Source organism: Streptomyces chilikensis (genome assembly GCF_001642695.1).
Lineage (GTDB): Bacteria > Actinomycetota > Actinomycetes > Streptomycetales > Streptomycetaceae > Streptomyces > Streptomyces chilikensis.
Map to the genome: position 1 here is coordinate 472,794 of NZ_LWCC02000005.1, position 21,628 is coordinate 494,421.

The 21,628-nt window shown below is 74.4% G+C and carries 21 protein-coding genes; 14 read left to right on the forward strand and 7 right to left on the reverse strand.

Annotation, left to right across the window (positions count from 1 at the left end):
* The first annotated feature begins 173 nt into the window (after window positions 1–173).
* From A2U95_RS02280 to A2U95_RS32380, 8 genes are all read left to right on the forward strand, one after another.
* On the forward strand, window positions 174–389 hold the full coding sequence (locus A2U95_RS02280; RefSeq protein WP_166020564.1) for a type A2 lantipeptide: 216 nt from the start codon (window positions 174–176) through the stop codon (window positions 387–389).
* Between the two features lie 145 nt (window positions 390–534).
* Window positions 535–1,341 (forward strand): HlyD family efflux transporter periplasmic adaptor subunit, encoded by an 807-nt coding sequence (locus tag A2U95_RS02285; RefSeq protein WP_166020565.1) that lies wholly within the window; start codon window positions 535–537, stop codon window positions 1,339–1,341.
* A 29-nt stretch (window positions 1,342–1,370) separates the two neighbouring features.
* Window positions 1,371–3,587, forward strand: a complete 2,217-nt coding sequence (locus A2U95_RS02290) for an NHLP family bacteriocin export ABC transporter peptidase/permease/ATPase subunit (protein WP_166024712.1) — start codon at window positions 1,371–1,373, stop codon at window positions 3,585–3,587.
* Complete coding sequence (locus A2U95_RS02295) at window positions 3,588–6,479, forward strand: NHLP bacteriocin export ABC transporter permease/ATPase subunit (protein ID WP_166020566.1); 2,892 nt, start codon at window positions 3,588–3,590, stop codon at window positions 6,477–6,479.
* 98 nt (window positions 6,480–6,577) lie between these two features.
* Window positions 6,578–6,790: a hypothetical protein gene (locus tag A2U95_RS02300; RefSeq protein ID WP_166020567.1), complete on the forward strand. Its 213-nt coding sequence runs from the start codon at window positions 6,578–6,580 to the stop codon at window positions 6,788–6,790.
* Between the two features lie 49 nt (window positions 6,791–6,839).
* Complete coding sequence (locus A2U95_RS02305; protein ID WP_166020568.1) at window positions 6,840–7,871, forward strand: iron-containing redox enzyme family protein; 1,032 nt, start codon at window positions 6,840–6,842, stop codon at window positions 7,869–7,871.
* Between the two features lie 134 nt (window positions 7,872–8,005).
* Window positions 8,006–8,647 (forward strand): HemK2/MTQ2 family protein methyltransferase, encoded by a 642-nt coding sequence (locus A2U95_RS02310; RefSeq protein WP_166020569.1) that lies wholly within the window; start codon window positions 8,006–8,008, stop codon window positions 8,645–8,647.
* 76 nt (window positions 8,648–8,723) lie between these two features.
* Window positions 8,724–8,888, forward strand: a complete 165-nt coding sequence (locus A2U95_RS32380) for a CDGSH iron-sulfur domain-containing protein (protein ID WP_240957405.1) — start codon at window positions 8,724–8,726, stop codon at window positions 8,886–8,888.
* Window positions 8,889–8,911: 23 nt separating this feature from the next.
* Here A2U95_RS32380 and A2U95_RS02320 read toward each other — a convergent pair whose 3' ends face one another.
* Together A2U95_RS02320 and A2U95_RS02325 are read right to left on the reverse strand one after the other, a co-directional pair.
* Window positions 8,912–9,289: a toxin Doc gene (locus A2U95_RS02320; RefSeq protein WP_166020571.1), complete on the reverse strand. Its 378-nt coding sequence runs from the start codon at window positions 9,287–9,289 to the stop codon at window positions 8,912–8,914.
* 3 nt (window positions 9,290–9,292) lie between these two features.
* Window positions 9,293–9,538: a hypothetical protein gene (locus A2U95_RS02325; RefSeq protein ID WP_166020572.1), complete on the reverse strand. Its 246-nt coding sequence runs from the start codon at window positions 9,536–9,538 to the stop codon at window positions 9,293–9,295.
* 245 nt (window positions 9,539–9,783) lie between these two features.
* Between A2U95_RS02325 and A2U95_RS02330 the strand changes: the two genes are divergently transcribed.
* The 6 genes from A2U95_RS02330 (at window position 9,784) to A2U95_RS02355 (ending at window position 17,050) form a co-directional block, all read left to right on the forward strand.
* Window positions 9,784–12,186, forward strand: a complete 2,403-nt coding sequence (locus A2U95_RS02330) for a SpoIIE family protein phosphatase (protein ID WP_166020573.1) — start codon at window positions 9,784–9,786, stop codon at window positions 12,184–12,186.
* An 89-nt stretch (window positions 12,187–12,275) separates the two neighbouring features.
* Window positions 12,276–12,932 (forward strand): DUF4232 domain-containing protein, encoded by a 657-nt coding sequence (locus tag A2U95_RS02335; protein WP_166020574.1) that lies wholly within the window; start codon window positions 12,276–12,278, stop codon window positions 12,930–12,932.
* A gap of 148 nt (window positions 12,933–13,080) precedes the next feature.
* Window positions 13,081–14,013, forward strand: a complete 933-nt coding sequence (locus tag A2U95_RS02340) for a hypothetical protein (RefSeq protein ID WP_240957169.1) — start codon at window positions 13,081–13,083, stop codon at window positions 14,011–14,013.
* Between the two features lie 359 nt (window positions 14,014–14,372).
* On the forward strand, window positions 14,373–15,395 hold the full coding sequence (locus tag A2U95_RS02345; RefSeq protein WP_166020575.1) for a glutathione S-transferase family protein: 1,023 nt from the start codon (window positions 14,373–14,375) through the stop codon (window positions 15,393–15,395).
* 62 nt (window positions 15,396–15,457) lie between these two features.
* Window positions 15,458–15,769, forward strand: coding sequence for a DUF4235 domain-containing protein (locus A2U95_RS02350; RefSeq protein WP_166020576.1), 312 nt, complete (start codon window positions 15,458–15,460; stop codon window positions 15,767–15,769).
* A 246-nt stretch (window positions 15,770–16,015) separates the two neighbouring features.
* Window positions 16,016–17,050, forward strand: a complete 1,035-nt coding sequence (locus A2U95_RS02355; protein ID WP_166020577.1) for a 7-epi-alpha-eudesmol synthase — start codon at window positions 16,016–16,018, stop codon at window positions 17,048–17,050.
* Between the two features lie 85 nt (window positions 17,051–17,135).
* Here A2U95_RS02355 and A2U95_RS02360 read toward each other — a convergent pair whose 3' ends face one another.
* The 5 genes from A2U95_RS02360 to A2U95_RS02380 are packed head-to-tail and all read right to left on the reverse strand — an operon-like array spanning window position 17,136 to window position 21,378.
* The gene (locus A2U95_RS02360; protein WP_166020578.1) at window positions 17,136–18,383 is read right to left on the reverse strand and encodes a cytochrome P450; all 1,248 of its coding nucleotides are present in this window, start codon (window positions 18,381–18,383) and stop codon (window positions 17,136–17,138) included.
* Complete coding sequence (locus A2U95_RS02365; RefSeq protein WP_166020579.1) at window positions 18,380–18,985, reverse strand: GTP-binding protein; 606 nt, start codon at window positions 18,983–18,985, stop codon at window positions 18,380–18,382. The genes A2U95_RS02360 and A2U95_RS02365 overlap by 4 nt, the downstream gene beginning before the upstream one ends.
* Window positions 18,966–19,349: a DUF742 domain-containing protein gene (locus tag A2U95_RS02370; protein ID WP_151774034.1), complete on the reverse strand. Its 384-nt coding sequence runs from the start codon at window positions 19,347–19,349 to the stop codon at window positions 18,966–18,968. The genes A2U95_RS02365 and A2U95_RS02370 overlap by 20 nt, the downstream gene beginning before the upstream one ends.
* Window positions 19,346–19,759, reverse strand: coding sequence for a roadblock/LC7 domain-containing protein (locus tag A2U95_RS02375; protein ID WP_166020580.1), 414 nt, complete (start codon window positions 19,757–19,759; stop codon window positions 19,346–19,348). Before A2U95_RS02375 ends, A2U95_RS02370 begins: the two co-directional genes overlap by 4 nt.
* On the reverse strand, window positions 19,756–21,378 hold the full coding sequence (locus tag A2U95_RS02380) for a sensor histidine kinase (RefSeq protein WP_166020581.1): 1,623 nt from the start codon (window positions 21,376–21,378) through the stop codon (window positions 19,756–19,758). The genes A2U95_RS02375 and A2U95_RS02380 overlap by 4 nt, the downstream gene beginning before the upstream one ends.
* Between the last annotated feature and the right edge of the window lie 250 nt (window positions 21,379–21,628).

The following is a 21,628-nucleotide window of genomic DNA, read 5'->3' on the forward strand; positions in this document are numbered from 1 at the left end:
TTCCTGCCGACCTCGCGGCAAAAGCCCAGCTCGCAGCGGTTCTTGAGTGGAAGGCGGCAACTCGCCCGTGCTTTGATCCCACCGCGCCGCAGGGCTCGGCGCGGCCCCCTCCGGAGCCCGGTGGCCCGCGGCGCGATTCCCCATCAGTAGGTCCTTACGAAGGGAAGTTCCCCATGAACTTCGTCCCCCAGGTCGAGACCGCCGAGATCTCCGACGCCGAGCTGGACAACGTCTCCGGCGGTCTGCTCGGTGAGACCCTCGGTGCCGTGACCGGCGTCGTCGACGGCGTCGTCCCGGTCTCCGGCGTCCTCAACACCGCGATCTCCACGGTCGAGGGCACCACCGGCCTGAACACCGCTCCGGTCACCGGCCTGGTCAACGGCCTCTGATCGCACGCGGCTCCTGACCGGCCCCTTTCCGGTCGGACACCGTGCCGCCGAGTCCCGGAGCCGTCACGCGGCTCCGGGATTCCCGGCGTTCCGCACCGGTTCCCGCCTCGGCGGCCGGTATGTCCGTACAGCCGAAAGAAGTTCCGTGCAGTTCCGTCAGCAGGCCCTCGACAAGCTGCGGTCACCGGAGGATCTCGAGCTGCCCGCCCGGCTCGCGCGGCCCCAGGGCCGGCTGGTGCTCTCGGTGACCCTGGCCGTGATGGCCGCCGCCTCCGTGTGGGCGGTGACCGGTTCGGTCGTCACCACCGTGAGCGCGCCGGCCGTGCTCAGCCACGGGCAGGGCGGTTACGTCCTGCAGAGCCCCGTCACCGGGCAGGTGACCGAGGTGCTGGCCGAGGAGGGGGACCGGCTCGCCGCCCGGGCGCCGGTCCTGAGGGTGCGCGCCGTCGAGGGCGACGTCCTGGTCCGGACCGTCGAGGCCGGACGCGTCACCGCCCTCGCCGTGAACGTCGGGGCCGTCCTGCGGACCGGCGCGGACGTGGCGGCGGTCGAGAAGGCGGCGGACGCCGACGCGCCCCTGTACGCCACCGTGTACGTCCCGGCCGGCGAGGCGGCCGAGGTCCGTGAGGGCGACCGGGTGGACCTCACCGTGCAGACCGCGCCGGCCTCCCGGTACGGGGTGCTGCGCGGCGAGGTGAGGTCGGTGGAACGGCGCCCGCAGTCGGCGCGCCGCATCGACTCCTTCCTGGGCGACTCCCAGCTGGCCGGACGTCTCACCGAGGACGGCGCGCCCGTGGCCGTCACCGTGGCGCTGGTCCGCTCGTCCTCGACGAGGAGCGGCTACGCCTGGTCCACCGAGGACGGTCCGCCCTTCCGTCTGGACTCCATGACACAGGCCACCGCCTCCGTCCGCGTGGCCGACCAGCACCCCGTCGATTGGCTCCTGCCGTGACCACCCAGCCCGCGACCGCCCGGAAGGACCTGCCGCCGCCCGTCCGCGGCCGGCGCCGGGCCGCCCCGGAGAGGAGGCCTCCGGCCCGCCGGAGGCGCCTGCGTACCGTGCGCACCCCGACCGTGCTGCAGATGGAGGCCGTGGAGTGCGGCGCGGCCGCGCTCGCCATGGTGCTCGGACACCACGGCCGCCATGTGCCCCTGGAGGAACTGCGGATCGCCTGCGGCGTCTCCCGCGACGGCTCGCGGGCCGGCAACCTGCTGAAGGCGGCCCGGAGGTACGGCCTGACCGCCAAGGGCATGCAGATGGACACCGCGGCCCTCGCCGAGGTCAAGGCCCCGGCCGTCCTGTTCTGGGAGTTCAACCACTACGTCGTCCTCGACGGCATGGGGCGGCGCCTCGGCCGGCGCGGCGCGTACGTCAACGACCCCGCCAAGGGCCGCCGGTTCGTGCCGGCGGAGGATTTCGACACCAGCTTCACCGGTGTGGTGCTGGTGATGGAACCGGGACCGGACTTCCGGCGCGGCGGACGCCGCCCGGGCGCGCTCGGCGCGCTCCCCGCCAGGCTGCGCGGCACCGCGGGCGCCCTGCCCGCCGCCGTGCTGGCCAGCCTGCTGCTGGTGCTGGTCGGCGCGGCGGTGCCGGCGCTCAGCCGTACCTACATCGACACCTTCCTCATCGGCGGCCGGACCTCGTTGCTGGACGTGCTGTTCACCTCGATGGGCGCCTGCGTGCTCCTCACCGCGGTGCTGACCTGGCTCCAGCAGGGCAATCTGCTGCGCGGGCGGATCATCTCGTCCACCCTCTCCAGCGCCCGGTTCCTGCGCCACCTGCTGCGGCTGCCGGTCACCTTCTTCTCCCAGCGCGGCCCGGCCGACCTGGTGCAGCGGCTGGAGTCCAACGACTCGGTGGCCGAGACCCTCTCCCGGGACCTGGCCTCCGCCGGTGTCGACGCGGTCGTGGTCGTGGTGTACGCGGTGCTGCTGTACACGTACGACCCGCAGCTCACCGCCGTCGGGATCGGCGTGGCGCTGCTCAACGTGGTGGCCATGCGGGTGGTGGTGCGGCTGCGCGCCACCCGGACCGCCAAACTGCGCGCCGACTCCGCGCGGCTCACCAACACCGCCTACACCGGTCTCCAGCTGATCGAGACGATGAAGGCGACCGGCGGAGAGGACGGCTACTTCCGCACGTGGGCCGGACAGCACGCCGTCACCCTGGAGGAGCAGCAGCGCCTGGGCGTGCCCACCGCCTGGCTGGGCGTGGTGGCGCCGGTCCTCGCCACCCTCAACAGTGCGCTGATCCTGTGGATCGGCGGCCTGCGCGCGGTGGAGGGCCACATCACGGTGGGTCTGCTGGTCGCCTTCCAGGCGCTGGTGACCCGTTTCACCGCGCCGCTGACCCGCCTCAACGGCGTGGCCGGGCGGATCCAGGACTTCGCGGCCGACGTGGCCCGGCTGAAGGACGTGGAGAACTTCGCGCCCGACCCGCTGCACGCGCGCGGCGGCGAGGACTCCACCCGCCGGCTGCGCGGGCACGTCGAGCTGTGCGACATCACCTTCGGCTACAGCCCGCTGGACGAGCCGCTGCTCAGCGGCTTCGACCTGACGGTGGGCCCGGGGCAGCAGGTGGCGCTGGTCGGCGGTTCCGGCAGCGGCAAGTCGACGGTGGCGCGGCTGCTCGCCGGCCTCTACACGCCCTGGGAGGGGACGATCCGGATCGACGGGCGGCGACTGGAGGACATTCCGCGCGGGGTGCTGGCCGCCTCGGTCTCCTTCGTCGACCAGGACGTCTTCCTCTTCGAGGGCACGGTCCGCGACAACGTCGCCCTGTGGGACCCGTCCGTCCCGGACGAGGCGGTGGTGGACGCGCTGAAGGACGCGGCCCTCTACGACGTGGTGATGCGCCGCCCCGGCGGCATCCACAGCCCGGTGGAGCAGGACGGCCGCAACTTCTCCGGCGGGCAGCGGCAGCGGCTGGAGATCGCCCGCGCCCTGGTCCGCCGTCCCAGCGTCCTGGTCCTCGACGAGGTCACCAGCGCGCTGGACGCCGAGACCGAGCTGGTGGTGATGGACAACCTGCGCCGCCGGGGCTGCGCCTGCGTGGTCATCGCCCACCGGCTGAGCACGGTCCGGGACAGCGACGAGATCGTCGTGCTCCGGCACGGCGTGATCGCGGAACGCGGCACGCACCACCGGCTGCTGGCCGCGGGCGGGGCCTACGCACAACTGGTCAGGGAGCGGTAGATGACGTCCGTGGACGACGGCGACCAGGTGCTCGGCGCCCTGGACGGACTGGGCACGCCCGTGGACTGCTCCGGCCCGCGGCTGGACCTGGAGGGTCCGCAGGTGCTGTGGCTGGTCGCCGCGGGCGCGCTCGACCTGTTCGCGGTGGACGTCGTGGGGCAGGGCCACTGGCACCATCTGGGCCGGCTGGAGGCGGGATCGCTGCTGCTCGGCCCGGTTTCCGGACCCCAGCACACCCTGGTGGCACGGCCGCTGCGGGACTGCGCGGTGCGCCGCGTCCAGCTGCGCGAGCTGTACCAGCCGGTGGCCGGGGGGACCTGGACGTACGACGCGTACGGCAACCCGCTCGGTCCGGGTCCCCGGGACACCGCGTCGGGGCCGGGCCCGCTGGAGCACGCTCTGGCCCTCGGCGTGGGGCGCGGGCTGTCGGTGCTGTTCCAGGCCCCGATGGCGGCCGTGTTCACCGCCGAGTTCACCGAGGGGTTCTCCACCGAGCCGGGCTTCCGGCGGACGGCCGAGCACATGGCCAGGAAGGCCGACGAGGACGTCTTCTGGATGCACGTGCCGCCCGGCGGCGTCGCCCACGGGTCGGTGTACGGCGCGGAGGCCGCCGCGGACCTGCTGGTGGACCCGGCGCTCTGGCAGGGCATGGTGGACCGGCAGTTCCGGCTGCTCTCCACCCTGGACCGCTGGATCGAGCAGCAGGAGAGGTCGTACGAGAGCCGCGCCGCGGCGGGCATCCGGGCCGGCCGGGAGGCGCGTGACCGTGCGGACCGCACCCTGCTGGCGTCACTGGGCGGCCGCTCGCGCCGCCGGATCACCGACGTGGACGAGGACGCCACCTGGGCGGCCTGCCGCCTGGTGGCCCGGGCCTCGGGGATCACGCTCACCGATCCGGCCCGCGGCGCCGCGGGCGCCGAGCGGCTGGACCCGGTGGAGCGGATCGCCGCCGCCTCCCGGGTGCGCACACGGACCGTGCGGCTGGGCGGCGGCCGCTGGTGGAAGGAGGACGTCGGCCCGCTGCTGGGCTTCCGGGCGCTGTCCGGCGCCCCGGTGGCGCTGCTGTGGCGGCGCGGGGGCTACGTGGCGGTGCATCCGACCACGGGCCGGGAGAACCGGATCGGCGCGCAGAACGCGGACGACTACGACGCGCGCGCGGTGATGTTCTTCCGTCCCCTCCCCGAGCGGCGCGTCACCCCGCTGCGCCTGGTCCGGTTCGTGCTGGCCGGCGCCCGCGGGGACGTGGCCTCCCTGCTGCTCGGCGGACTGGTGACGGTGGCGGTGGGGGTGACCGTGCCGGTGGTCACCGACAAGGTGCTGGGACAGTACGTGCCGCAGGCCCGCACCGACCTGATCGCGCTGGCCTGCACCGCCGTGGTGGTGGCGGCCGTGGTGTCGGCGGTGTTCCTGCTGCTGCAGAACCTGACGATGCTGCGGCTGGAGGGCCGGATCGAGGCCGTGCTGCAGCCGGCCGTGTGGGACAGGCTGCTGCGGCTGCCGGCGGCCTTCTTCGCCGGCCGGTCCACCGGCGAGCTGGCCGGGGCGGCGATGGGCATCAGCCGGATCCGGCAGCTGCTGGCCGGCGTGGGGCCGGTGGCGGTCCAGTCGCTGACGGTCGGGACGGTCAGCCTGGGACTGCTGCTCTGGTACGACGTGACCATGGCGCTGGCCGCCGTGGCCCTGCTGGCGGTGCTCGCCGCGGCGTTCCTGCTGCTGGGCCTGTGGCAGGTGCGGTGGCAGCGCCGGCTGGTGCGGCTCACCCACAAGCTCAACAACCAGGCGTTCCAGACCCTGCGGGGCCTGCCCAAGCTGCGGGTCGCGGCGGCCGAGAACTACGCCTACGCCGCGTGGGCGGGCGAGTTCGCCCGCAGCCGCGAGATGCACCGCCGGCTCGGGGGCATCAAGAACCTCAACGCGGTGCTCGGCTCGGTGGCCCTCCCGGTGTGCTCGCTGCTGATGTTCGTGCTGCTGGCGGGCCCGGCGCGCGGCGCGATGCCGGCCGCGGACTTCCTCGCCTTCAACACGGCCGTGACGATGCTGCTGGGCTCGGTCACCCAGCTCACCGGCGCCGCGGTCTCGGTCGCCGCCGCGCTGCCGCTGTTCGAGGAGCTCCGACCGGTGCTGGACGCGGTGCCGGAGGTGCGGCGGGCGAGCACCCCGCCGGGGCGGCTCTCCGGGGCGATCGAGGCGCGGCGGCTGTCGTTCCGCTACACGCCCGACGGGCCGCCGGTGCTGGACGACGTCTCCTTCACGGTGCGGCCCGGTGAGTTCCTGGCCGTCGTCGGACCGAGCGGCTGCGGCAAGTCGACGCTGCTGCGGCTGCTGATCGGCTTCGACCGGCCCGACTCCGGAAGCGTCCTCTACGACGGCCAGGACCTGGCCGCGCTGGACCGGGCGGCCGTGCGGCGGCAGTGCGGTGTGGTGCTGCAGCACGCCCAGCCGTTCACCGGCTCGGTGCTGGACGTCATCCGCGGACACGAGCCGTACTCGCCCGAGGAGGTGATGGCGGCGGCGGAGCTGGCCGGCCTGGGGGACGACATCCGGCGGATGCCGATGGGGCTGCACACCCTGGTGGCCGGCAGCGGCTCCCTGTCCGGCGGGCAGCGGCAGCGGCTGATGATCGCGCAGGCGCTGATCCGCGGACCGCGGATCCTGTTCCTCGACGAGGCGACCAGCGCGCTGGACAACGAGACCCAGCGGCGGGTCATCGAGAGCACCCGTGCGCTGGAGGCGACCCGCGTGGTGATCGCGCACCGGCTGTCCACGGTGATGGACGCCGACCGGGTGATCGTGATGGACGAGGGACGGGTGGCGCAGACCGGCACTCCCGCGGAACTGCTGGCCGACCGGGGAGGACGCCTGCACGAGCTGGTCCGGCGCCAGAGGGCGTGACGGGCGCCGACGGGTCTTGTCCGGGGCCGTACCGGGTACCCGCAGTCCGCCCCTCCGGGGCCGACACGACAGCACCCGTGCAACCGAGGAGACGAACGGTGAACCACCATCACGACCACGGCGACCAGGGCGACCACCGGGACGAGCCGCCGCGCACCGCGCTGGCCGAGGCCTTCCGGGAGGCCGAGCGGGCCGCGGCCCGCGTCACCGACCGGGACCGGGCCGCGGACGACCGGGGCCGGCCCGGCGGGGCGGGCGACGCCGTCTCGCCCGCCCCGGATGCCCAGGAACAGGCCCGGCGGCAGGGCTGACCTGGAGGTCCGCCCGGGTACCCGGCGTCGCGGCGGGTACCCGGGCGGCATGAGTCACGACCGCGACGACCTTCACGACCCCCACGCCCCCGGACTTCCCGCGCCCCGCGGCCCGCTGTCCGCGGGTGTCCTCGCGCTCCTTCGCGGCGAGGGCCCGCCGCCCGCCCCGGAGAGCGCCGGGACCGCCGATCCGTACGGCGACGACCTCCAGCTCGCCCTGTACTGCTGCTACGAACTGCACTACCGCGGCTTCGCGGGCGTCGACCCGGCCATGGAGTGGGATCCCGGCCTGCTCGCCGTGCGGCGGGCGATGGAGCACCGGTTCCTGGAGGCACTGCGCCGGGACGTCCCGGTGCACCGGGACGTGCGGTCCGCCGTCAAGGACCTGCTGACGGAGCCGGCCGAGGGGACGGGCGTCACCTGGTTCCTGCGCGACGAGGGCGAGCTGCGCCACCTGCGCGAGTACGCCGCGATGCGCTCCGTCTACCACCTCAAGGAGGCGGACCCGCACGCCTGGGTGCTGCCCCGGCTGTGGGGGCGGGCCAAGGCCGCCATGGTGTCCGTGGAGTTCGACGAGTTCGGCGGCGGCCGTGCCGACCGCGTGCACGCCAAGCTGTTCGCCGACCTCATGAGGGACCTCGGCCTGGACGACTCCTACGGCCGCTACCTGGACCCCTCCCCCGCCCCGGCGCTGGCCGTGGTCAACCTGATGTCCCTGCTGGGCCTGCACCGCGCCCTGCGCGGCGCGCTGGTGGGTCATTTCGCCGCCGTCGAGATCACCTCCTCCCCCGGCTCCCGCCGCCTCGCGGAGGCGATGCGGCGCACCGGCGCGGGCCCGGCGGCCGAGTTCTTCTACGACGAGCACGTCGAGGCGGACGCGGTGCACGAGCAGGTGGTCCGGCACGAGGTGATCGGCGGCCTGCTGGAGGAGGAGCCGTACCTGGAGGACGACGTGGTCTTCGGCATCGACGCCACGGTGTTCCTGGAGGACCGGCTGGCGGACCACGTCATGGCCGGCTGGCGGGGGAACGGCACCGCGATGCGCTCCCCGCTCGCGGAGACCGCGGCGGTGGTCGCGTGAGCGGGGCGGTGACCGGCGGCGGACGGCGCGTCCGGCCGCGGTACTGGACGGGTGACGCGAACGGGCCGGTGAGCCATGGTGCGGTCGCACCGGGGTATTCGGCCCGTGTGAATCATCCCTTGGTAATTCCCGGGGTGTATGCCCCGCAGGACGACACGGTCCTCCTCACCGAAGCCCTGGCCGACGAATCCTTCCCGGCCGGCGCCCGCGTCCTCGACGTGGGCACCGGTTCGGGCGCGCTGGCCCTGGCCGCCGCACGCCGGGGCGGCGAGGTCACGGCCGTGGACGTCTCCCGCCGCGCGGTCGTCGGCGTCCGGATCAACGCCCTGCTGCACCGGGTCAGGGTGCGCGCGGTGCGCGGCGACCTGTTCGCTCCGGTCCGGGGCCAGGCGTTCGACGTGATCACCGCCAATCCGCCGTACGTGCCGGCGCCTCCGGGCGGGCTGCGCGGACGTCCGCGCAAGGCACGGGCCTGGGACGCCGGGGACGACGGACGGCTGGTGGTCGACCGGATCTGCCGGGAGGCGCCGGGGCTGCTGCGCCCGGGCGGTGTGCTGCTGATGGTGCACTCGGAGCTCTCCGGGCCCGTCGCGACCGTGGAGCAGCTGCGGGCCGCCGGGCTCAAGGCCGCGGTGACCCTGCGGCGGCAGGTGGCCTTCGGACCGGTGCTCCGGGACCGGGTGCACTGGCTGCGGCAGCGGGGGCTGATCTCCCCGGAGCAGGCGCGTGCCGAGAGGGAAGAGCTGGTGGTGGTCCGTGCAGAACGACCCGTCTGAGCAGAGCCCGCGGGACGACACGGCGCGCCGGAGCGCCGCTCCGGCGCCGTCCGGGCGTCCGGCGGACGCGCGGCGCATCGTGGTGCCGCGCCGCGGACCGGTGCTGGTGGACGGTCCGGTGGAGGTGGAGCTCGAGGACGGCACGGTGGCGTCCTCGGACCGTTTCCGGGTGGCGCTGTGCACCTGCCGGCTGAGTGAGCGCTATCCGTGGTGCGACACCAGTCACCGAAGGCGGCGCTGACCGTGGGCCGGGCCGCCGGTGGATCACAGCTGCCATTCCCTGAGGCGGTCGGCGGCCCCGTAGACGTCGGCCTTGCCCGCGATCAGGTCGCGGGCGAGGTCGACGAGCGCGCCGTAGGGCGGGTCGATGCCCGCCCCGCTGGCGTACATGTAGGCCACCGCCGTGGCGCACGCGAACCGGGCGTTGGAGGACGGAAGCGGCCTGAGCACGGCGATGGTGTGCAGCAGGGCCGCGGCGCGCCAGGCCGGATCGGAGTCCACGCCGAGGCGGGGCGGGTCCACCCGGTGCCGGGCCACGGCGGCGACCAGCGCCGAGAAGTCGGTGATGGTCGGCTGGTCCGGCAGGACCTCCTCGTGCCGGTGCAGCAGCCAGGGCACGTCGATGTGCAGGGGCGAGGACATGGGTCAGGCGGCCCGGCCCGCGCCCCGGAGCGGCGGCTCGTCGTCCGGGAAGGCGGCGGCGAACTCGTCGGCGTGCGTGCTGAAGAAACGGCGGAATGCCTCGGCGCCCTCCTGCAGCGCCCGGTGCCGCGCTATGTCCGCCGCCGCCGCCTCGCGGACCAGGGCCTTCATGGAGGTACCGCGCTCCTTGGCGATCTGCCGCAGGTCCTCGAGCTCGCGGTCGCTGAACTCCACATTGAGAGCTGGCATGGCGCCAAGGTACCGCTCGTCCACCGGAGCGTAAAAACACGCAGGTCACAACCGTGGGTACACCCGTTCGGACCGGTACCCGCGGTGGTCCGCGCGCCGGACGCCGGGCCCTTCCCCGGGCCGGCCGGGGCGGGTGCCGCCGCTCGCCCGGCCCAAGGCGGCGGCACACGCCCCCCTCGGAGGGACTACGCTGGGACCGACGTGACGCGACGGTCACGGAAAGTGCCCGCGATGGAGTGCCGACCATGAGCCCGGTCAACCCGCTGGACGATGCCGCGACGGCACGGGCCGTCGTCGACGACGACGGCGTGGTGCTCGAGTGGAACGACGGCGCCGTCCGGCTCCTGGGGTACGGCCCGGACGAGGTGGTGGGCCGCCCGGCCTCCGAACTGTGCGCCGTCGAGGGCGGCTGCGAGGGTCTGCTCGCGCCCCTGTCCGTCGAGCGCCGGACGACGGCGACCGTGTCGCTGCGCCACCGCGACGGGCGGACGGTGCCGGTGGGCCTGATCGGCCACCGCAGGCCTCCGCGTGCGGGCCGTCCCGGCCACTGGCTGCTGGTCGCGCCGGTCGGCGAGACCTCCGGCCCGCTGCGGCCCGACGATCCGCTGGCGGTGGTGGAGCTGGTGCAGTCCCCCTGCGCGACGGCCGTCTTCGACACCGGCCTGCGGCTGCGCGCCATGAACGCCGACATGGCGAGGGTGCTGGGGGCCCCGGCCGACCGGCTGCGCGGGCTGCGGGTGACCGACATCGGCGCGCGCCCGGAACTCACCGAGGTCGAACAGGCCATGCGCCAGGTCCTGGAGACCGGCGAGCACCGGTCGGTGCGCGTCTACATCCCGCAGATCGGCGGCAGCACGTCGCGCGCCTGGCTGACCAGCATGGCGCCGGTCCGCGACGACCGCGGGGAGATCCGCGGCGTGTCCCTCGCCTCCCACGACTTCACCGAGCAGCTGCGCGCCCGTGAACGCCTCGAGCTGGTCAACGAGGCGAGCACCCGGGTGGGCACCACGCTCGACGTCCGGCGCACCGCGCAGGAGTTCGCCGACGTGCTGGTGCCGGCGCTCGCCGACCACGTGTCCGTCGACCTGCTGGACCCGGAGGACGGCGGCGACCCGCCCTCGGAACCGCCGCCGCCGACCGTTCCGGTGAGGCTGCGCCGGGTCGCCGACCGTTCGGTGGTCACCCGGGCGCGCGGCCTGCCGGACGTCGGCGAACTGGCCGCCTATCCCGCGACGACGCTGCAGGCGGAGTCGCTCAGCCAGGCACGGACCCTGGTGGTCACCGACACGCCGCGGGCCCTGGCGCGGCGCTTCGCGTACCGCGACGGCCTCGACACCCGGGCCGTCGAGGTCGGCATGCACTCGGCGATGGCGGTGCCGCTGCGGGCGCGCGGCATGATCCTCGGCGTGGCGCTGCTCACCCGGCACCGGCAGCAGGAGCCCTTCTCCCGCGACGACGTGCTGCTGGCCGAGGAGGTCGCGGCGACGGCCGCCGTCGGCATCGACAACGCCCGGCGCTACTCGAGGGAGCGGGAGGTGGCACTGGCGCTGCAGCGGAGCCTGCTGCCGCGCTCGCTGCCCATCACGGCCGCGCTGCAGGCCGCCTCGCGCTACCTGCCGGCGGCCCGGGCCGGCGGGGTGGGCGGGGACTGGTTCGACATCATCCCGCTCTCCGGGATGCGGGTGGCGATGGTGGTCGGCGACGTGGTGGGCCACGGCGTGCAGGCCTCCGCCACCATGGGCCGCCTGCGCACCGCGGTGCGCACCCTGGCGGACATCGACCTCGCGCCCGACGAACTCCTCACCCACCTCGACGACCTGGTGGTCCGCCTCTCCGAGGAGGCGGGGAACGACGGCAGTCCGGGCGAGGTCGGCGCGACGTGCCTGTACGCGGTCTACGACCCGGTGTCGCGGCGCTGCTCCCTGGCGCGGGCCGGGCACCAGCCGCCGCTCATGGTCCTTCCGGGCGGCCTTCCCGAGCCGGTGGAGATGCCGGCCGGTCCCCCGCTGGGCGTGGGCGGACTGCCGTTCGAGGCGGCCGAACTGGACCTGCCCGAGGGGACCGTCCTCGCCTTCTACACCGACGGCCTGGTGATGAACCGGGGCCTGGACGTGGACGCCGGCCGCGTCCTGCTGCAGGAGGCGCTGGCGGAGCCGGCCGCTTCGCTGGACGAGAGCTGCGAGCAGGTCCTGGCGACGCTGCTCCCCAGGGGCGACGTGGCCGACGACGTCGCCCTGCTGCTGGCGCGGACGCGTGGCCTGCCCGCCTCCAAGGTGGCGACCTGGGACATCCCGGCCGACCCGGCGCTGGTGGCGGCGATCCGCAAGCAGGCGGTGAAGCAGCTCGACCACTGGGGCCTGGAGGACGCCGCCTTCACCGCGGAGCTGGTGGTCAGCGAACTGGTCACCAACGCCATCCGGTACGGGGCGCGCCCCATCCGGCTGCGGCTGATCCACGGCTCCACCACGCTGATCTGCGAGGTGTCGGACACCAGCCACACCGCCCCCCACCTGCGCCGGGCCCGGACCTTCGACGAGGGCGGCCGCGGCCTGCTGCTGGTGGCCCAGCTGACCCAGCGCTGGGGCACCCGGCACACGCCTGACGGCAAGACGATCTGGGCGGAGCTGGCCCTTCTCGACGAGGCGTGAGCAGTCCGGATCCGGCCTTTGCGGATCCGGTCCGCCGGAGGAGCATGACGGGAGCATCCGGCACGACGATCTCCCGGAGGTGTGGACGAATGGGCCCCTCGCGCGCGCCGCGCCGGCGCGGCGTCCCGTGGCCGGTGGCCGCGGCGCTGTGCGTTCCGGTACTGCTGGCCGGCTGTTCGCAGACCGACGACGGTTCCTCCGCCCGCGCGGGCGGCCGGGCGACGGACGCGTCCCCCACGGCCTCCGCGTCCTCCGCCGCCTCCTCGGCCCCGGCCTCCGCCGCCCCGTCGGGTCCGCCCGCCTCCTCCGCCGCCCCGGAGTCCCGGGGAGGTTCACCGAGTCGCTGCCGCACCTCCGGGCTGGCGGCCTCGGTCGGACCGGGCGACGCGGGAGCGGGGCAGCGCGGCTTCCCGGTGGCCCTCACCAACCGGTCGCAGCGCTCCTGCACGCTGCGCGGATATCCGGGCGCGGCCTTCACGGACGCCTCCGGGACTCAGCTGGGCCCCGACCCGCGCCGGACCAGGGGGACGCCGGTCACCACGGTCGAGCTGTCCCCGGGAGAGAGCGCGTGGGCGACGCTGTCCTTCAGCGATCCGCGGCTCACCGGCTCGGAGGCGAAGGTCCCCGCCACCCTGCTGGTCACGCCGCCGGACGAGCGGCAGCCGCTGAGCGTGCGGTGGGAAGGCGGCGAGGTGCCGGTCTCCGGCAACGCGGCGGTCTCCGTCACGGCGTTCGGCGAGGGGTAGCCGTTCTCCCGGGCGGCCGCCGCGGCGGCGCGCCGTTGGTGCCCCCAGGTGAGCGGGCGGCGTGTCAGGTGGCTGCGGCGGCGGCCGAGGGGGAGCGGTCCTCCATGCTCGGCGGCGGACCCGACGCTCCCTACCCCCGGAGGAACCGGTGCCGGCATCCCCGACCCCGCCGCCCCGTGCCACGCTCACCCGGCGGACCCGCGCCGCCCTGACCGCGGGAGCGGTGATCGTGGCGCTGACCGCCCTCACCCCGCTGTTCGGATCCCGGTCGCCGGAACCTCCGCCGTCCGACGGCCGCGGCTCCGCTCCCGCCGCGGCCCCGGCCGCCGCGGAGGCCGCCGCGGAGACCCTCTGCGCGCCGGCCGGCGTCCTGCGCGGCGGGAGCGGCGCGAAGGCCGCGGTCAGCCTCTGCACCTCCACCGGCGGGCCCTCCCTCGCCCTCTCCGCCCCCGCCTCCTGCTCGGCGCCCGGCGGCAGGACGTACGCCTGCCGCACCTCCGGCACCTGGACGGCCCGCAAGGACGGCGAGGTGGTCGCCCGGGGCGCGCTGCCCGGATCCGCCGACCGTCCCGGCCCGGGCACGTACGAGATCACCGCCGAGGTCCGGGTCCGCTCCACGCCCGCCGGGATCGACCTGCGGGGCGGGGCGCGCGCCCCGCTCACCCTCACGGAGCCGCTGCGCGCGCCCACCCACCGCATCGAGGTGGACCGGGAACGGCTGCGCCCGGGCCGGACCACCGTGCTGACCTACACCGTGCACCGGGACAGCGAGGAGGGCGACGGCAGCGGCCGGTTCGGCCTGATCGGCGAGGAGGACTCCGGGATCCGGCTCACCACCGACGACGCCCGCTGCGTCAACCCGCTGATCGGCCGCCATCCGTCGAAGGAGCGTCTGGTCCACTCGCTGGACTGCGCGCTCACCGACCTCCAGCCGGGCAACCCCTCGACGGTCGTCGTCCGGGCCACCACCACCGACACCTGCTCGACCGTCGTGTCGAAGCTCGGGTACTGGATGCCCAAGGGGCAGACGTTCCGCACCGGCGGGATGGTGGCCGGTCCCGCCGTCGCCTGTACCGGGTGACCCGGAGCCCGGCACGGCCCCGCCCGGAGGGGCGATCTCCGGGGCCGCGGAAATTCCCGCCGGGCCGGCACGCATGAACCCGTGAGGGCGGGGCAGACGCTTGTCGGGCCCCGCCGCGCTCCCCCGTCGTGGCGGGGCCCACCAGCGTCCCGGCCCTCCTCACGCCGTGGGAACCGCTCCGCTCCCCCACCGCCGCCCCGGCCGGCCCCCTCTCCCCCGCCCCGCGCACGCACCGCCGTGCCACCGTGCCGACGTGCCGCCCGGGATCTTCGGCGGTGCCGAACGCCGAAAAGGGGGAACGCGTCCCTGGGAGCGGACACCATCCGGTCCGCGGACGGCAGGCGAGAGGGCGGGCGGCGATGGGCGGCGAGGGAAACACCCGGTACGGCCGCGAGAAGTTCGAACGGTCGCGGAGCCACTTCGCGGACCGGATCACGGCCGACGGCCGGGACGGCTGGCCGGTGGAACCGGGGCGCTACCGGCTGGTGGTCAGCCGGGCCTGTCCGTGGGCGAGCCGGGCGGTGATCTCCCGGCGGCTGCTGGGCCTGGAGGACGCGATCTCCATGGCGGTCACGGACCCCATTCAGGACGACCGCAGCTGGCGCTTCACCCTCGACCCCGGCGACCGTGACCCGGTGCTCGGCATCGGGTTCCTCCACGAGGCCTACGACCGGCGCGAGAAGGACTACCCCGGCGGCGTCAGCGTGCCCGCGATCGTCGACGTCCCGAGCGGCGCACTGGTCACCAACGACTTCCAGCGGATCACCCTGGACTTCGCCACCGAGTGGACCGGCCGTCATCGCGAGGGCGCGCCGGACCTGTACCCCGAGGCGCTCCGGGCGGAGATCGACGAGGTGATGGAGGACGTCTACCGGGACGTCAACAACGGGGTGTACCGGGCCGGCTTCGCGACCAGCCAGGCCGACTACGAGGAGGCCTGCGACGCGGTGTTCGCCCGGCTGGAACGGCTGGCCGGGCGGCTGGAGCGGCGGCGCTACCTGGTGGGCGACACCATCACCGAGGCGGACATCCGGCTGTTCACCACCCTGGTGCGCTTCGACCCGGTCTACCACGGCCACTTCAAGTGCAACCGGTGGAAGCTGACGGAGAACCCGGTGCTCTGGGCCTACGCCCGCGACCTCTTCCAGACCCCCGGCTTCGGGGACACGGTCGACTTCGACCACATCAAGCGGCACTACTACATGGTGCACACCGGCATCAACCCCACCCGGGTGGTGCCGGTGGGACCGGACCTGTCGGCGTGGCTGACTCCGCACCACCGGGAGCAGCTCGGCGGGCGGCCGTTCGGCGACGGGACGCCTCCGGGTCCGGTTCCGCCGGCCGAGGAGGTCCCCGCAGCGGGGCGTCCGCGACCGTCCTGACCGACCACGCCGGCCGACCGGTCCCGGCCGGCCGGCCGACCGAGGAACAGAGGAGAAACACCTTGGCCACGTACACGCAGAAGAAGCAGCACCTGCCCACCGTCTACAAGCCCCTCGGCTTCGCGGTCAGCTGGGGCGGCGGTCGGCTGGCCACCGCCGCCTTCCAGAAGACCTGGAAGGCGATCAGGCACGAGGACGACGCGCCGGACGCCCTGGACCGGGACCGCCGATGGGGCGAGATCCTGCTGGCAGCGGCGATCCAGGGAGCCATCTTCGCCGTGGTCCGGGCGGTCATCGACCGGACCAGCGCCCAGGCGGTCGAGCACCGGACCGGCGTGTGGCCCGAGAAGGCGAAGGGCAAGGGCCGGGACTGACACCGGTCACCGTGCCGCGGCCGGGGCTCCGGAGGATCCGGGGCCCCGGTTCTCCTTGTGGCGGGCCGCGGGCGGGGATCCGGGCGGGAGCACGTTCTCCCGGCACATGACCCGGGGAGTAATGCAGGTCACATGTTTGAAGGGTATGCGCGTGTGACCGGAAGGGCAGCTTCGGAACGGCTCTGTGTCGACTTGGCTTGTTCAAGACGCCTTTGGAGCCCACAGCCCGTCCCGAAAGGAACCCCCATGCCTCAGGACGTCACCTTCGACCTGCCCTTCTCCACACCGGTCAGCCCGCATCTGGAGTACGCGCGGGAGCGGCACCTGCGCTGGGTCCGTGACCGGGGGCTGGTGCGGAGCGACGCGGGGTTCGAGGAGTACTGCTCGTGGGACCTGCCGCAGGCGGCGGCGCGGACCTACCCGTACGCCTCCGCCGAGGACATGACGGTGCTGATGAACTGGTTCTCCCTCGCCTTCCTCTTCGACGACCAGTTCGACGCCGGCCGGCCGGACCGGGCCGACCGGGTCACCGAGGTGGCCCGTGAACTGATCGTCACCCCGCTGCGCCCGGCCGGTACCCCGCCGCGCGTGGTGTGCCCGATCACCGAGGCCTGGGCGGAGGTCTGGGGCCACCTGTCGCACGGCATGTCGCTCACCTGGCGGACCAGGTTCGCCGCCTCGTGGGGGCGGTTCCTGACCGCGCACTGCGAGGAGGTGGACCTGGCGGCGGCCGGACTCGAGGGCACGCTCACGGTGAAGGAGTACGCGGAGTTCCGCCGCCGGACGGTGGGCATACACCACAGCATCGACGCCGGCGAGCGCAGCCGCCGCTTCGAGGTGCCGGCCCAGGTCCAGGCGCACCCGGTGATGGAGCGGATGCGGGACCTGGCCGCCGACGTCATCGGCTTCATGAACGACATCCACTCCTTCGAACGGGAACGGCGCCGGGGCGACGGCCACAACCTGATAGCCGTTCTCCGCCGCGAACTGGGCTGTTCCTGGGAGGAGGCGGCGGCCGAGGCGTACCGGATGACCGCCGGGTGCCTGGTGGAGTACCTGGAGCTGGAGGCCCGGGTGCCGGAGATGTGCGACGAGCTGGGCCTGTCGGACGACGAGCGCCTGCGCACCCGGATGGGCGTGGAGGCCGTGCAGCACTGGATCAACGGGAACTACGAGTGGGCCCTGGTGACCGGGCGCTACGCGGCGGACAAGGACACGCCGGCCGCCGCGGCGGAGCGGGCGGGGCGGGGCTCGGTGGACGACCTGCTGTCCGTGGGCTGACGTCCGGCGCGGGGAGCGCGTACGACACGGCGGCCGCGCCCCCTCGGCGCGGAGGGGCGCGGCCGCCGTGTGGTGCGCGCTCAGGTCACCGGACGGGGAACTCCACCGGCAGGCTGTCCAGACCCGCCACCCAGGTCGAGGCGGTGGAGGTCAGCGCCTCCGGCGGGACGGCCAGCCGCAGCCCGGGCAGCCGGTGCAGCAGGACGTCGACCGCGATCTCGATGATGGCGTGCCCGATGCCCTGCCCCGGGCACTCGTGGGGGCCGGAGCTGAACGCCAGGTGCGAGTGGTTGCCCTGGAGCGACACCTCGCCGTCCGGACGGATCTCCGGGTCGAGGTTGCCCGCCGCCAGCCCCAGCAGGAGCATGTCGCCCTCCCTGACCGAGGCGTCACCGAGCTGCAGGTCCGCCGTGGCGAACCGGCCGGGCAGCACGGCGAGCGGCGGGGTGTTCCACATGACCTCCTCCACCACGGAGGACAGGGCGAGTTCGCCGCCGACCAGGGCGGCGAGCCGGGCGTCGTCGGTGAGGACCGCCTGGAGCACCCGGGCCAGCAGGTTGCTGGTGGTGGTGTGCGCGGTGATCAGCACCAGCCGCAGGTGGTGGAGGATCTCCTCCTCGTCGAGCCGGGCGGGGTGTCCGAGCAGTCCGGTCGTGAAGTCGGCGCCCGGTTCGTGGCGCTTGCGGTCGGCGAGTTCGCCGAGGATCGTCATGATCCGGCCGTTGTGGACGAGGGCGTCCGCACCGCCCTTGATGACGTGGTTGCTGGACTCGGCGAGGCTGCGCCCCTCGCTCGCCGCGAGGCCGAACAGCCGGGTGAGCACCAGCATGGGCAGGTACTCGGCGAAGTCGGCCACCAGGTCGGCCCGGCCGGCCCCGGCGAAGGCGTCGATCTGCCTGTCCGCGAAGTGCGCCACGTGGCGCCGGATGCCGCGGCCCGCGACCGCCTGGAGGCTGTCGGTGACCGCGCCGCGCAGCCGCCGGTGCGGTTCGCCGTCCTGGGAGACGCAGTCGGGGCGCCAGCCGACCATCTGCATCACCGGCAGGTCGTCGTCGACGCGTCCCTCCTTCCAGTCCCGCCAGATCCGGGCGTCCCGGCTGAACTGGAGCGGGTTGTCGAGCACCCGCCTGTTCTCCCGGTAGCCCAGCACCAGCCAGGCCGGGACGTCGCCCTCGATCAGGACCGGTGCCACCGCGCCGTGCTCGCGGCGCAGCCGCGCGTAGACGCTCTCCATGTCGTGGGTCGTCTCGGGCCCGTACAGCCGGGTGGCTCCCCCGTGGGCGACGGGGCAGCCGGTTGCGGTGGCGGGACCGTGGGAGGTCCGTTCGGTCATCGGGGCTCCAGGGCGACGGCGCGTTCCTGCAGGTGTCGTATGAGCGCGACGAGGACGTCACGGCTCGCGGCCCGGTCACGGGCGTCGAAGGCGACGACGGGGATGTCCTCCGGGATGTCCAGGGCGTCGCGGATCTCCTCGACCGGGTGGTCGCGGCTGTCGGGGAAGACGTTGAGGGCTATCACGAAGGGGACGTTCTGGCGTTCCATCTCCTCTATGGCGCGGAAGCTGGAGGCGAGCCGGCGGGTGTCGACCAGGACCACCGCCCCCAGCGCGCCCTTGAAGAGCCCGTTCCACAGGAACCAGAAGCGTTCCTGTCCCGGCGTGCCGAACAGGTAGAGCACCAGCTGGTCGTTGATGCCGATCTTGCCGAAGTCCAGGCTGACGGTGGTCTGCTGCTTGTCCGTGACGCCGATCAGGTGGTCCACCCCGGCGCTGGCCTGGGTGAGCGTCTCCTCCGTGGTGAGCGGACGGATGTCGCTGACCGACCGGACCATCGTGGTCTTCCCGGTGCCGAAGCCTCCGGCGATCATGACCTTCACCGAGCGGGTGCCGTCCGCCGCCGTGGTCCGGCCGGTGGGGTCAAAGCCTTTGAAGTCCACTGAGTACCTCCTCAAGGAGCGCGAGGTCGGGCCCGAGTCCGGCGGAGTTCGCCGGGACGGGGTCACGGGTTTCCACGCGCCCTGCTTCGAGCAGATCGGCCAGGAGCACCGCGATGATGTTGAAGGGCAGCCCCAGGTGGGCGCCGAGCTCCGCCACCGACAGCGGCTCGCGGCAGCGGCGGAGGATCTCCTCGTGCTCGTGCTGCAGGCCGGGCTGCGGCGACGGCTGCGGCCCCGTGCGGGAGACCACGAGGGTCGCCACGTCCAGGGTCGCCGCCGGGCCGGCCGGCTTGCTGCGGCCTCCGGTGAGGACGTAGTAGCGCTCGAGCCCGGTCGGGTCGGTGGGCCGGCGGGGAGCACTCATCCAGAGTGCTCCTCCAGCCGCGGAGTGGTGCCGAGCAGCTCACCCATCCTCCGGGCCAGGTCCCGCATCTGATGTCCCAGCAGGCCCTGGTCGAGGCCCTCCTTGGCGAGGACGCCCAGGTAGGTCTCCTGACCGGCCCGGACCACGAACAGGTGGCCCCCGTCGACCTCGATCATGGCCAGCCGCAGCTGCCCGGCGGCCGCCGGGAACTGCTCGGCGACCGGCTGTGCGAGCGCCTGCAGTCCGGCGACCACGGCGGCGAAGCGGTCCACGTCGTCGGGGTCGTCGGCGCCGTAGGAGGTGATGGCCTTGCCGTCACTGGAGGCCACCAGGGTGAAACGGATCTCCGGGATGCTCTCCGCGAGGTCGCGGAGAGCCCAGCTGACATCGTTTCCCTGCTGCGTCGTCATGCGGACCAGTCGCTTTCTTCCGTACGGGGTTCGGTGGACTCGCGGTCGTCGGCGGCCGCCCGGGGGGCCGGGGCGTGGGTGTCGCGACCGGCGGTGGCGAAGGCGGCGAGGCCGGCGAACGAGGCGTCGGGGGGGACGTCGGGCACGCCGGCGGATCGCTGCGGGGCGGCGTGGGCCCGCACGGCCTCCCGCGGTTCGGCGGCGCTCCGGCGCAGGCTGCGGCGGCGGGGAAGCCCTCCGGGGGTGGACTCGCCGGTGTGTCCGGCGTCGTCCGTGTCGTGCTCCGCCTCGGACTGCGCCGGCACCGCGGGGACGCCCGCGGGCCGCTCGGACGCCGTGGCGGCCGGAGCGGCGGCCAGCGGGCTGAAGTACTTGTGCGGCACCACCACGACGACCGAGGTGCCCAGCCAGGGCGAGTCGGCGAAGGTGACGCGGATCCCGTACCGGCGGGCCAGGGCGCCCACGACCCGCAGGCCGAGGTGGGCGTCCTCGGACAGACCGCCGAGACCGGAGCCGGCGGGGACGCCCGCCAGGGACCGCTCGGCCTCGCGCTTCTTCTCCTCGCTCAGGCCCTTGCCGGCGTCCTGGATCTCGATGCCGACGCCGTTGGGGACCTCCTTGCCGGAGACGATCACCGGCTCGCTCGGCGGGGAGTAGCGGGCGGCGTTGTCGAGGAGGTGCGCGAAGATCAGCGTGAGGTGGTCCACCAGACCGCCGTCGACGCCGAGTTCGGGCAACTGGCGGACCTCCACCCGGTGGAAGTCCTTGATCCGGCCGATGCCGCCGCGGACCACGCCGAGCAGCCGCTGGGGCTCCTGCCACTGGCGGCCGGGGCGGGCCGATCCGCCCAGCACCCCGATGGAGGCGGCGAGACAGTCGGCGGGACCGATCTGCTGGTCGAGTTCCATCAGGCCCTGCGCGACCACGGGGTGGCGGCCGTGCTCGCCCTGCATCTCGTGCAGGCGGACACGGAGCTTGCTGGTCAGGACGTGGATGCGGTTGCCGAGGCTGATGACGGCCTGCTCGGCGGAGGTGGAGCGGTTGAGCTCCTCCTCGACGCCGATGAGGGCGGTGCGCAGCACCTTGCGCAGTTCGGCCCTCACCTCGGGGGTGACGTCCCGCTCCTCGGCGACCAGCGGGAGGAGGTCCTCCACCGCCTCCCCGTCGCGCAGGCGCTTGAGCGCCTCGGGGAGGTGCTGGTCGGCGAACCGGGCGACGACGGCCAGGTCGCGCCCCCGGGTGGCGATCCACGCCTGGTCCCGCTCGGCGAGGCGCTGGTCGAGCGCCTCCCGTTCGGCGGCGAGGCGGCTGTCGGCCTGGGCGCGGGCCGCGGCGAGCTCGCTCTCCAGTCCGGCGGCCCGCTGCCGCCAGCGGCGCTCGATCTCCTGGCTCTCGGCCCGGAACTCCTCCCGGGAGCGCCGCAGCCGGTCCTGGGACCTGAGGAGGAGCCGGACGCACACGGCGCCGGCGGCGGTGGCCGCGGCCCCCGCGGGAGTGGTGACAGCGGGTTCCGGACCGAGGAAGGCGGAGGCGACCGTTCCGGAGCCCAGCGCCAGTGGCATGAGCCACCAGCTGTACCAGGCGGCCGGGGTCCGCACCGGTGGTGTGGCGAAATCCATCTGCATCCTTCGGGGCGACACGTCGGAGCGACAGGCGGGCGGGGGAAGTCGGGAGGGAACTGGCGGACGGGTGGACGGGAGGCACGGCGGGGCGCCTGCGGGCACCCCGGGGACACGCCGGCGAACCGTGCCACCGGCCGCCTCCCCGGCACCGCGGGCACACGGGCACGCATGTGCGGACGGTGAGGCGATCGCGGTGCGTAAGGGCCCCAACTCGCAGCGCTGCGGGGGAGCTTAGCCGGAATTCCGC